The organism is Ligilactobacillus cholophilus, from assembly GCF_030389495.1.
Lineage (GTDB): Bacteria > Bacillota > Bacilli > Lactobacillales > Lactobacillaceae > Ligilactobacillus > Ligilactobacillus cholophilus.
Window position 1 is genome coordinate 97,633 of record NZ_CP127832.1, and the last position, 12,564, is coordinate 110,196.

Sequence of the window (12,564 nt, forward strand, 5' to 3'; positions counted from 1 at the left end):
ATATTTTTTAATATTATTTTTGAAATCTGAATTTTAATCATGATAAAATAATAGTTTGAGTAAGAAAGGAAATTAATATGAGTGATTATTTAGTTAAAAGTTTAGCATTTGATGGGCAAATTCGTGCATATGCAGTTGATGCAACTGAAACAGTGAGAAAAGCACAAGAATTACACGATACATGGAGTGCAGCTTCAGCAGCATTAGGACGTAGTTTAATTGGAACATTATTATTATCATCTGCTTCATTGCAAGATGATGAAAAAATGACCGTAAAGATTAATGGAAATGGACCAGTTGGTGGTATTGTTATTGACGGAAATGCAAAGGGTACAGTTAAAGGATATGTGCAACATCCTCATGTGCATTTACCATTAAATGATAAGAATAAAATTGATGTAAAAGGTGCAGTAGGAACAAATGGTTTTTTAGCGGTAACTAAAGATTTAGGACTAAAAGAACCATTTACTGGTCAAGTTCCTTTAGTGTCTGGAGAATTAGGAGAAGACTTTACTTATTATTTAGCAAAGTCAGAACAAATCCCTTCATCTGTTGGATTATCAGTATTTGTGAACAATGATAATACAATTAAAACAGCAGGTGGATTTATGTTGCAAGTTATGCCAGGTGCTAAAGATGAGGTTTTGAGTAAAGTTGAACAAAAATTAAATGAAATTCCAATGGTATCTGAAATGATGCAACAGGGTATGACACCTGAAGATATGTTATATGAAATTTTAGGTAAAGATAATGTTAAAATTTTAGATAAAATGGAAGTTAGTTATAAATGTGATTGTTCACGCGACCGTTTTTACAATATTATAAAAACATTACCTAATGATCAAATAAAAGAAATGATTGATGAGGATCATGGTGCAGAAGTCATTTGTCATTTTTGCGGTAAGAAGTATAAATTTACTGAAGATGAATTAAAGAAATGTATAAAAAAATAGAAAGGAAAAAATTATGGAGTGGAAAATTGGTGATATAACAATTCCAAATCAAGTCGTGGTAGCTCCCATGGCTGGAGTTACTAACGTTGCATTTAGATTAATTTGTAAAGAATTTGGAGCAGGACTAGTTGTGTGTGAAATGATTTCAGATAAAGGAATTCATTTTAGAAATAAAAAAACATTAGGAATGTTATTTGTAGATGAAACTGAACATCCTGTTAGTGTACAGATTTTTGGCGGTTCAAAGGATTCCTTAGTTGAAGCAGCACAGTTTGTTGCTGAAAATACAAATACTGATATTATTGACATAAATATGGGTTGTCCTGTACCTAAGGTTACAAAAACTGATGCTGGTGCACATTGGTTACTAGATCCTGATAAAATTTATGAGATGGTAAGTGCGGTGACTAAAGTTGTAAAGAAACCAGTAACAGTTAAAATGCGTACAGGTTGGGATGATGATCACATTTTAGCAGTTGAAAATGCTTTGGCAGCTGAAGAAGGTGGAGCAGCTATGCTTGCTATGCATGGTAGAACACGTAAACAACTTTATTCTGGCCATGCAGATTGGGGAATTTTAAAAGAAGTAAAGGATAATTTGAAGAAAATTCCTTTTGTTGGAAATGGTGATGTGACAACTCCACAAGAAGCTAAGAAAATGCTAGATGAAGTAGGTGCAGATGCTGTAATGATAGGTCGTGCAGCATTGGGTAATCCTTGGATTGTTAAACAAACAACTCATTATTTAGAGACTGGTGAAATTTTGTCTGAACCAACACCTGATGAAAAAATTGAAGTTGCTAAAGAACATTTACATCGATTAGTTAAAGTTAAGGGTGAAAAAATTGGTCCAAGAGAATTTCGCTCTCAAGCTGCATATTATATTAAGGGAATTCCACGTGCAGCTCGTACAAAAGCAGCTTTAAATTCTGCTGATACTGAAGAAGAAATGATAGAAATTTTTGATCAGTTCTTAGCTGATACGAAAGAACGTATGAATGTAAAAAGAAAATAGTTAAATAATTATGATATAATAATTCAGAGACAGAAATTAAGAAAAGAGGATTATCAATGAGCAACGAACAGTCAATGAACGATCAACTTAGAGTTCGTAGACAAAAAATGCAAGAACTTCGCGATGAAGGAATTGATCCATTTGGTCATAGATTTGAACGTGATGCAATGAATGCTGATTTGCATGAAAAATATGGTGATATGACAAAAGAAGAATTGAATGATTCTGGAATTACAGCCACAATTGCTGGTCGAATGGTCGGTAAACGTGGAAAAGGGAAAGTTGGTTTTGCTGATTTACAAGATCGTACAGGAAAAATGCAACTTTATATCCGTAAAGACGTGGTTGGTGAAGAACAATATCACATTTTTAAACGTGCTGATTTAGGAGATTTCCTTGGAATTACAGGTGAAGTTATTAAAACTGATATGGGAGAGTTGACATTACGAGTTACTAAATTAACTTTCCTTTCGAAAGCTTTACGTCCTTTGCCAGACAAGTATCATGGTTTGCAAAATATTGAACAAATTTATCGTCAACGTTATCTAGATTTAATTACAAATAGAACAAGTTATGATCGTTTTGTAAATCGAACAAAAATCATAAAAGCAGTGCGTGACTATTTAGATAATGAAGGCTTTATTGAGGTAGAAACACCAATTTTGAATAATCAAGCTGGTGGTGCTGCTGCACGTCCATTTATTACACACCATAATGCATTAGATATTGATTTATATTTGCGTATTGCCTTAGAATTGCCATTGAAACGATTAATTGTTGGTGGTATGGAACGCGTATATGAATTGGGCCGAGTATTTAGAAATGAAGGAATCGATACTCGTCATAATCCAGAATTTACATCATTAGAAACATATGCTGCATATTGGGATTTCAATGATGTAATGAATGAAACAGAAGGAATTTTTAAAGCAGCTGCTAAAGTGGTTTCTGATAATGGGATTATTACATACCAAGGACAAGAAGTTAATTTAGACAAACCATTTAAACGTGTTCACATGGTAGACTTAATTAAAGAAGTTACTGGTGTTGATTTCTGGAAAGAAATGAGTGTAGAAGAAGCTCAAAAAATAGCAGATGAACATAATGTTCGCTATGAACCATATTGGGGAGTTGGCCATATTATAAACGAATTCTTTGAAGAATTTTGTGAAGATAAATTAGTAGATCCAACTTTTGTATATGGACACCCTGTAGAAGTTTCTCCATTAGCAAAGAAAAATGAAAAAGATCCTCGATTTACTGATCGATTTGAATTATTCATTCTAGGTGGGGAATATGCTAATGCTTTCACTGAATTAAATGATCCTGTTGACCAACGTCAAAGATTTGAAGCTCAAGTTCAAGAACGTGAGAATGGAAATGATGAGGCAGAAAGTATTGATGAAGATTATCTAGAAGCAATGGAATATGGAATGCCTCCAACTGGTGGATTAGGTGTCGGAATTGATCGATTGGTTATGTTGTTAACTGATGCACCATCAATTCGTGATGTATTATTATTCCCAACAAGAAGACCTGAAAAATAGCATTTAAAGAGATTACAATTGTAATCTCTTTTTTTTATAAAAATGCTTGACAGTAGTTCATTTAAAATGATAGACTATAAAAGTTGTCAGATGAAAAGGTAATTGATTTTTTTAATAAAAAAAAGATGTTGACAATTATTGATTCGTCTGATAACATAATAAATGTTCCGTTGATAAGGAATTTATAAAATAGATCTTTGAAAACTGAATATGTTTCGATGAACAAATGTGCAGGGCAATTCATGAAAATGAATGCAAAAACATTTGCGAAGTCAATTCGCTAGTAAAATTTATGAGTCACAAAACTTTTAAAATGAGAGTTTGATCCTGGCTCAGGACGAACGCTGGCGGCGTGCCTAATACATGCAAGTCGAACGAGAAAATCTTACACCGGATGCTTGCATCCACCGTAAGAATTTCGAGTGGCGGACGGGTGAGTAACACGTGGGTAACCTGCCCAAAAGAAGGGGATAACATTTGGAAACAAGTGCTAATACCGTATAACCATGACAAGCGCATGCTTGTGATGTGAAAGATGGTTCTGCTATCGCTTTTGGATGGACCCGCGGCGTATTAACTAGTTGGTGAGGTAAAGGCTCACCAAGGTGATGATACGTAGCCGAACTGAGAGGTTGATCGGCCACAATGGGACTGAGACACGGCCCATACTCCTACGGGAGGCAGCAGTAGGGAATCTTCCACAATGGGCGCAAGCCTGATGGAGCAACGCCGCGTGAATGAAGAAGGTCTTCGGATCGTAAAGTTCTGTTGTTAGAGAAGAACACGTGTGAGAGTAACTGTTCATGCGTTGACGGTATCTAACCAGCAAGTCACGGCTAACTACGTGCCAGCAGCCGCGGTAATACGTAGGTGGCAAGCGTTGTCCGGATTTATTGGGCGTAAAGGGAACGCAGGCGGTCTTTTAAGTCTGATGTGAAAGCCTTCGGCTTAACCGGAGATGTGCATTGGAAACTGGAAGACTTGAGTGCAGAAGAGGAGAGTGGAACTCCATGTGTAGCGGTGAAATGCGTAGATATATGGAAGAACACCAGTGGCGAAAGCGGCTCTCTGGTCTGTAACTGACGCTGAGGTTCGAAAGCGTGGGTAGCGAACAGGATTAGATACCCTGGTAGTCCACGCCGTAAACGATGAATGCTAGGTGTTGGAGGGTTTCCGCCCTTCAGTGCCGCAGCTAACGCAATAAGCATTCCGCCTGGGGAGTACGACCGCAAGGTTGAAACTCAAAGGAATTGACGGGGGCCCGCACAAGCGGTGGAGCATGTGGTTTAATTCGAAGCAACGCGAAGAACCTTACCAGGTCTTGACATCTTTTGACCACCTGAGAGATCAGGTTTTCCCTTCGGGGACAAAATGACAGGTGGTGCATGGCTGTCGTCAGCTCGTGTCGTGAGATGTTGGGTTAAGTCCCGCAACGAGCGCAACCCTTGTTGTCAGTTGCCATCATTCAGTTGGGCACTCTGGCGAGACTGCCGGTGACAAACCGGAGGAAGGTGGGGATGACGTCAAGTCATCATGCCCCTTATGACCTGGGCTACACACGTGCTACAATGGACGATACAACGAGTCGCGAAATCGCGAGGTCAAGCTAATCTCTTAAAGTCGTTCTCAGTTCGGATTGCAGGCTGCAACTCGCCTGCATGAAGTCGGAATCGCTAGTAATCGCGGATCAGCATGCCGCGGTGAATACGTTCCCGGGCCTTGTACACACCGCCCGTCACACCATGAGAGTTTGTAACACCCAAAGCCGGTGGGGTAACCTTTATGGAGCTAGCCGTCTAAGGTGGGACAGATGATTGGGGTGAAGTCGTAACAAGGTAGCCGTAGGAGAACCTGCGGCTGGATCACCTCCTTTCTAAGGAAAAATACGGAAACTGCACATTGTCGAAACTTATTCAGTTTTGAGAGATCTATTTCGGGGCCTTAGCTCAGTTGGGAGAGCGCCTGCTTTGCACGCAGGAGGTCAGGAGTTCGACTCTCCTAGGCTCCATTGATGAATTAGTTCATCAAACTTGTTCTTTGAAAACTAGATAATAATTTATTTCTTAATAAACCGAGAACACCGCGTTTTTAAGAGTTTTAACAAGAATCAAAGTTCTTAATTCGCTAAACTCATAAACCAACTGATCAAATCAGTTCAGGTTAAGTTATTAAGGGCGCATGGTGGATGCCTTGGCACTAGGAGCCGATGAAGGACGTGACTAACTGCGATATGCTTCGGTTAGCTGTAAGTAAGCAATGATCCGGAGATTTCCGAATGGGGAAACCCGAAACCGTTAGGTTTCATCACTAAGTGAATTCATAGCTTAGTTGAAGGAAGACGCGGGGAACTGAAACATCTAAGTACCCGCAGGAAGAGAAAGAAATTCGATTCCCTGAGTAGCGGCGAGCGAAACGGGAACAGCCCAAACCAAGAAGCTTGCTTTTTGGGGTTGTAGGACTGAACATCCGAGTTACCAAGAAATAACGTAGTTGAATGATCTGGGAAGATCAACCAGAGAAGGTGATAGTCCTGTAAACGAAACGTTGTTTCCTCAGTTCAGGATCCTGAGTACGGCGGAACACGTGAAACTCCGTCGGAATCCGGGAGGACCATCTCCCAAGGCTAAATACTACCTAGTGACCGATAGTGAACCAGTACCGTGAGGGAAAGGTGAAAAGCACCCCGGGAGGGGAGTGAAATAGTTCCTGAAACCATGTGCCTACAAGTAGTCAAAGCTCATTAACGAGTGATGGCGTGCCTTTTGTAGAATGAACCGGCGAGTTACGCTTGCATGCGAGGTTAAGACCGCAAAGTCGGAGCCGCAGCGAAAGCGAGTCTGAATAGGGCGCAAGAGTATGTAGGTGTAGACCCGAAACCAGGTGACCTACCCATGTCCAGGTTGAAGGTGCGGTAAAACGCACTGGAGGACCGAACCTGTGTATGTTGAAAAATGCTAGGATGAGGTGTGGGTAGCGGTGAAATTCCAAACGAACTTGGAGATAGCTGGTTCTCTCCGAAATAGCTTTAGGGCTAGCCTCGGAGTTGAGGATCGTGGAGGTAGAGCACTGTTTGGACTAGGGGCTCATCAAGAGTTACTGAATTCAGATAAACTCCGAATGCCACAGATCTATATCCGGGAGTCAGACTGCGAGTGATAAGATCCGTAGTCGAAAGGGAAACAGCCCAGACCACCGATTAAGGTCCCTAAATATGTGTTAAGTGGAAAAGGATGTGGGATTGCATAGACAACTAGGATGTTGGCTCAGAAGCAGCCACCATTCAAAGAGTGCGTAATAGCTCACTAGTCGAGTGATCCTGCGCCGAAAATGTAACGGGGCTAAACACATTACCGAAATCGTGGATGCACGTAGTGCATGGTAGGAGAGCGTTCTAAGGGCAACGAAGTCAGACCGTAAGGACTGGTGGAGCGCTTAGAAGTGAGAATGCCGGTATGAGTAGCGAAAGATTAGTGAGAATCTAATCCACCGAATGACTAAGGTTTCCTGGGGAAGGCTCGTCCGCCCAGGGTTAGTCGGGACCTAAGCTGAGGCCGAGAGGCGTAAGCGATGGATAACAGGTTGAGATTCCTGTACTATTAATTTTTGTTTGAACGATGGAGGGACGCAGGAGGCTAGAGATGCGCACGAACGGAAATGTGCGTCCAAGTAATAAGTCGGTATGAGAGTCAAATGCTTGAATACACAACGACAAGTTACGATGGGGAACGAAATTAAAGTAGTGAAGTGATCGACGTCACACTGCCAAGAAAAGCTTCTAGTGAGAAAATTAATACCCGTACCGCAAACCGACACAGGTAGTCGAGGAGAGTATCCTAAGGTGAGCGAGAGAACTCTCGTTAAGGAACTCGGCAAAATGACCCCGTAACTTCGGGAGAAGGGGTGCTGACCTCCGGGTCAGCCGCAGTGAAAAGGCCCAGGCGACTGTTTATCAAAAACACAGGTTTCTGCAAAATCGTAAGATGAAGTATAGGGGCTGACGCCTGCCCGGTGCTGGAAGGTTAAGAGGAAAAGTTAGCTTCGGCGAAGCTTTGAATTGAAGCCCCAGTAAACGGCGGCCGTAACTATAACGGTCCTAAGGTAGCGAAATTCCTTGTCGGGTAAGTTCCGACCCGCACGAAAGGCGTAACGATCTGGGCACTGTCTCAACGAGAGACTCGGTGAAATTATAATACCCGTGAAGATGCGGGTTACCCGCGACAGGACGGAAAGACCCCATGGAGCTTTACTGTAGCTTGATATTGGGTGTTTGTATAACTTGTACAGGATAGGTAGGAGCCATTGAAGGCGGAACGCTAGTTTCGCTGGAGGCGTTGGTGGGATACTACCCTAGTTGTATGAACACTCTAACCCACGCCGGCAATCACGGCGGGAGACAGTGTCAGGTGGGCAGTTTGACTGGGGCGGTCGCCTCCTAAAAGGTAACGGAGGCGCCCAAAGGTTCCCTCAGAATGGTTGGAAATCATTCGCAGAGTGTAAAGGCAGAAGGGAGCTTGACTGCGAGACCTACAAGTCGAGCAGGGACGAAAGTCGGGCTTAGTGATCCGGTGGTTCCGTATGGAAGGGCCATCGCTCAACGGATAAAAGCTACCCTGGGGATAACAGGCTTATCTCCCCCAAGAGTCCACATCGACGGGGAGGTTTGGCACCTCGATGTCGGCTCATCGCATCCTGGGGCTGTAGTCGGTCCCAAGGGTTGGGCTGTTCGCCCATTAAAGCGGTACGCGAGCTGGGTTCAGAACGTCGTGAGACAGTTCGGTCCCTATCCGTCGCGGGCGTAGGAAATTTGAGAGGATCTGTCCTTAGTACGAGAGGACCGGGATGGACATACCGCTGGTGTACCAGTTGTCTTGCCAAAGGCATCGCTGGGTAGCTATGTATGGATGAGATAAACGCTGAAAGCATCTAAGTGCGAAACTCACCTCAAGATCGGATTTCCCATTCCGTAAGGAAGTAAGACCCCTGAGAGATGATCAGGTAGATAGGATGGAAGTGGAAGTGCAGCGATGCATGGAGCGGACCATTACTAATCGGTCGAGGACTTAACCAAAGGTTAAAAAAGCGGTGAAGGTCAAAAGAATAAATTATTAGCTAGTTTTGAGAGAACAAGGTTTTCTCAAAAGCACAAAGTGCGGTGATGATGGCTTGAAGGATACACCTGTTTCCATTCCGAACACAGAAGTTAAGCTTCAAAACGCCGATAGTAGTTAGAGGAACGCCTCTTGCAAGGGTAGGAAGTCGCCGTGCTTAATTATTCCGGCATAGCTCAGTTGGTAGAGCATCTGACTGTTAATCAGGGTGTCGACGGTTCGAGTCCGCCTGCCGGAGTTTGTATATGGACTAATGAGTTTTCACGATAGTGATCAGCATAGTTTATATGACCCGTTGGTCAAGTGGTTAAGACACCGCCCTTTCACGGCGGTAACATGGGTTCAAATCCCGTACGGGTCATCTTTGTTGCCAGTTTAGCTCAGTTGGTAGAGCATCGGTATCGTAAACCGGCGGTCACAGGTTCGAATCCTGCAACTGGCATGAATAACTGGTTTTTATTCATATTACGGCTAATAATGAGATTATGTTAAATTCATGATCTCATATTTTTTTATATAAATATAATTTAAATTTTTCTAAATTTACCGTATTTTATAATTTAATTTTTAGAATAGAAGGTCATCTTATGCTTCCAACAAATTCAAATTCCACTAAAACATTTTTAGGACATCCTCGAGGTTTAGCTACACTCTTTTTCACTGAAATGTGGGAACGTTTTAGTTATTATGGAATGCGAGCAATTTTATTATTTTATATGTTTTATTCTGTAATGGATGGCGGCCTTGGTTTCACTAAAGCTCAAGCAGCATCTATAATGTCTATTTATGGTGCACTTGTATATTTAACAAGTGTACTTGGAGGTTTTATTAGTGATCGAATCTGGGGAAGTAGAAGAACGGTTTTATACGGTGGAATTTTAATTATGTTGGGACATATTGTACTTGCAATATTTACTGGAAGGATTGCACTATATGTTTCTATTGGATTAATTACATTAGGAACAGGAATGCTAAAACCTAATGTTTCTGAAATGGTGGGAGAACTCTATGATAAAAATAATTATCGTAGAGAAAATGGATTTAATATTTTTATCTTTGGTATTAATATGGGGGCATTTATTGCTCCAATTATAGTTGGATATATGGGACAAACCTATAATTTTCATATAGGCTTTTCTATTGCTGCAATTGGAATGTTTTTTGGTCTTATTCAATATATGATAGATGGTAAAAAATATCTTTCATCTGATAGTTTATTTCCAACAGCTCCATTAGAGCCAGAAGAGGTTAAAAGTTTAGCACGGAAAATTTTTATTTGGATTATTGGAATAATTTTAATTGGAACAGTAATGACTGCATTTAATATTTTAAGCATTTTAAATATAATTACAGTTCTATCTATCTTGACTATAATAATTCCAATTTATTATTTTATTGTAATGATTGTAAGTAAAAAAACATCAAATCAAGAAAGAAGAAAAGTTTTTTCTTATATTCCTTTATTTTTAGCAGCAATAATGTTTTGGATCATTGAAGAACAGGGGTCAGTAACTTTAGCAATATTTGCGGAAGAACAAACTAAATTAACAATTTTTGGTCATAGTTTTCCAGCTAGTTGGTTTCAGAGTTTAAATCCATTATTTATAATGATTTGTGTGCCAGTTTTCATTTTTCTATGGAAAAAAATGAAGAATAATCAACCATCTGCACCAACTAAATTTTCTATAGGTTTATTTTTTGCTGGAATATCTTTTTTATGGATGATGATACCTGGAATAGTATTTGGAACAGGAAAACTAGTATCACCTATTTGGTTAATTGTTAGTTGGATTCTAGTAATTATCGGAGAGATGTTTATCTCACCTATTGGGCTATCTACTACGACTCAATTAGCTCCAAAGGCATTTAAATCTCAAATGATGAGTATGTGGTTTTTAAGTGATGCTGTTGCTCAAGCTATCAATGCACAAATTGTTAAATTATATTCACAAGATACAGAAATTCTATATTTTGGCATATTAGGAATAATCTCAATTATCTTTGGAATAATTCTTTTTTCATTTTCAAAAAGAATTAAAATATTTATGACAATAAAAAAATAATTTTTTTCAGAAAAACACTTGCATTTTTTTCGAATAAAGGGTAATATAATTAAGTCGGATGCGTTAGTTATCCAATAGATATTATTGTGGAGGGGTAGCGAAGTCTGGCTAAACGCGGCGGACTGTAAATCCGCTCCTTCGGGTTCGGTGGTTCGAATCCACTCCCCTCCACCATTATTGGGGTATAGCCAAGCGGTAAGGCAACGGTTTTTGGTACCGTGATGCGCTGGTTCGAATCCAGCTACCCCAACTATTTAAGACTGTGACTGTGGTTACAGTCTTTTATTGTATATAAGTAAAGCTAAGATTTATGTTTAAGAAAATTTTATAAGGGTGTAATTTCATGGGATCTCCAATTTATATTCGAATTCATAATAGTATTAAAGAATCAATTGAAAATGGGAAATGGCAGGTTGGAGAAAGAATTCCAGCAGAACGTGAGCTAGCTATTGAATTTGGGGTTAGTAGAATGACGCTTCGTCAAGCAATTCAAACATTAGTTGATGAAGGAATTTTGGAACGTCGCGTTGGTTCTGGAACTTTTGTTGCTCGTAAAAAAGTTCAAGAAAAGATGTCTGGAATTACTAGTTTTACACAGATAATGGAAAATCAAAATCGTCATCCATCTAGCAAAACTATTTCATATCAAGTAGCAACACCATCATTAAGTGAACGTGAGCATTTAAAGTTAAATGATAAAGTAAATGTATTAAGAATGGAAAGAATTAGATATGCAGATAATGTTCCTATTTGTTTTGAAGTAACTACATTACCTTATGATTTAGTAAAAAAATATCAACGTTCACAAATAACTAAGTCATTATACCAAACGCTTGAGGAACATGGATTACATATTGGTCATGCACAACAGATTGTATCTGCCTCTAGTGCATCAGAAAGAATTTCAGATTATTTAAACATTAAAAGAGGAGCCCCAATTTTAAAATTACGGCAAATTACGCAACTTAATTCAGGAAAACCATTCGAATATGTACGAACAGAATATGCTGGAGAACGTTTTGAATTTTACTTAGAAAAATAAAGTATTCCCTAAAGGAATACTTTATTTTTTTTGTTTAAATTTCTCTTTATAGATTAATAATAGATATTTTGGAAGAGCAAGCATACGTATAAAACGTTTAGGTTCTTGAATTAAACGATAAAGCCATTCTATATGATGATTAATCCAAAATTCAGGTGCACGATTAATATTTCCTGCTAAAATATCAAAACTTCCACCGACTCCCATCCAAATCGAATTAGAGATTTCTCTATATTTTTCAATGAAATAGTCTTGTTTCGGAAATCCCAAAGCAACGAAAATAAAATCAGGTTGTTTTTGTTTAATGTCTTTAATAATTGGATCAGGATTTTTGAAATAACCATTATGATATCCACTAATAATAATATCAGGGTAATCTTTTTGTACATTAATAATGGTATCCTTAATTATTGTTTCTTTTGCACCTAAAAAATATACTTTACATTTATTTTTATTGGAATACTTTAGTAATTTAAGCATAGTATCAAATCCAGTGACTCTTTCAGGTAATGGTGTGTTTAGTATATTTGCACCTTTTATAATTCCAATTCCGTCAGCAGTTACATAATCGGCATGATTAATAATTTTTTGATATTCTTTGTTTTTTCTTGCTGCTAAAACAATTTCTGGATTTGCAGTAACAATAAAACGATTTTTTTTATGTTTATGATCATCAATTAGGGATTTAATTAATTGATTTTCAGTAATCTTAGTAAAATTAATTCCTAATATATTGATATGTTCAAAATGCAAAATATCAGCTACTTTCTAGAAGATTACTTTTAATTATAAACAAATTTTTTATAGGTGTGAATAATATATTAAAAAGTGATAAA

The 12,564-nt window shown here is 38.9% G+C and carries 6 protein-coding genes, 6 tRNA genes and 3 rRNA genes; 14 read left to right on the forward strand and 1 reads right to left on the reverse strand.

The genetic code is table 11. The features are described 5' to 3' along the window. The first annotated feature begins 77 nt into the window (after window positions 1-77). From hslO to QPK35_RS00540, 14 genes are all read left to right on the forward strand, one after another. Window positions 78-953, forward strand: coding sequence for an Hsp33 family molecular chaperone HslO (hslO, locus tag QPK35_RS00475; protein WP_290033527.1), 876 nt, complete (start codon window positions 78-80; stop codon window positions 951-953). 13 nt (window positions 954-966) lie between these two features. Continuing rightward, window positions 967-1,968 (forward strand): tRNA dihydrouridine synthase DusB, encoded by a 1,002-nt coding sequence (gene dusB / locus QPK35_RS00480; protein WP_290033528.1) that lies wholly within the window; start codon window positions 967-969, stop codon window positions 1,966-1,968. A 56-nt stretch (window positions 1,969-2,024) separates the two neighbouring features. Then, on the forward strand, window positions 2,025-3,515 hold the full coding sequence (gene lysS, locus QPK35_RS00485) for a lysine--tRNA ligase (protein WP_290033529.1): 1,491 nt from the start codon (window positions 2,025-2,027) through the stop codon (window positions 3,513-3,515). A 309-nt stretch (window positions 3,516-3,824) separates the two neighbouring features. After that, window positions 3,825-5,388 (forward strand): 16S ribosomal RNA (locus QPK35_RS00490). Between the two features lie 62 nt (window positions 5,389-5,450). Continuing rightward, a tRNA-Ala gene (locus QPK35_RS00495) sits at window positions 5,451-5,523 on the forward strand. Between the two features lie 150 nt (window positions 5,524-5,673). Continuing rightward, a 23S ribosomal RNA gene (locus tag QPK35_RS00500) occupies window positions 5,674-8,583 on the forward strand. Between the two features lie 80 nt (window positions 8,584-8,663). Then, a 5S ribosomal RNA gene (gene rrf, locus QPK35_RS00505) occupies window positions 8,664-8,780 on the forward strand. The 16S, 23S and 5S rRNA genes sit together here with 4 tRNA genes alongside, the layout of an rRNA operon. Before the next feature lie 8 nt (window positions 8,781-8,788). Further along, window positions 8,789-8,861, forward strand: a tRNA-Asn gene (locus QPK35_RS00510). A gap of 51 nt (window positions 8,862-8,912) precedes the next feature. Beyond that, window positions 8,913-8,984 (forward strand) — tRNA-Glu (locus QPK35_RS00515). 8 nt (window positions 8,985-8,992) lie between these two features. After that, a tRNA-Thr gene (locus tag QPK35_RS00520) sits at window positions 8,993-9,065 on the forward strand. 145 nt (window positions 9,066-9,210) lie between these two features. Next, the gene (locus QPK35_RS00525; RefSeq protein ID WP_290033530.1) at window positions 9,211-10,686 is read left to right on the forward strand and encodes a peptide MFS transporter; all 1,476 of its coding nucleotides are present in this window, start codon (window positions 9,211-9,213) and stop codon (window positions 10,684-10,686) included. An 88-nt stretch (window positions 10,687-10,774) separates the two neighbouring features. Beyond that, window positions 10,775-10,860 (forward strand) — tRNA-Tyr (locus QPK35_RS00530). A gap of 4 nt (window positions 10,861-10,864) precedes the next feature. Next, window positions 10,865-10,936, forward strand: a tRNA-Gln gene (locus QPK35_RS00535). A 93-nt stretch (window positions 10,937-11,029) separates the two neighbouring features. Then, window positions 11,030-11,728 (forward strand): GntR family transcriptional regulator, encoded by a 699-nt coding sequence (locus tag QPK35_RS00540; RefSeq protein ID WP_290033531.1) that lies wholly within the window; start codon window positions 11,030-11,032, stop codon window positions 11,726-11,728. 21 nt (window positions 11,729-11,749) lie between these two features. On the opposite strand, the gene QPK35_RS00545 is transcribed toward QPK35_RS00540, so the two are convergent. Continuing rightward, a complete protein-coding gene (locus QPK35_RS00545; protein WP_290034222.1) occupies window positions 11,750-12,484 on the reverse strand; it encodes a WecB/TagA/CpsF family glycosyltransferase in 735 nt (244 codons plus the stop codon). Window positions 12,485-12,564 lie beyond the last annotated feature (80 nt).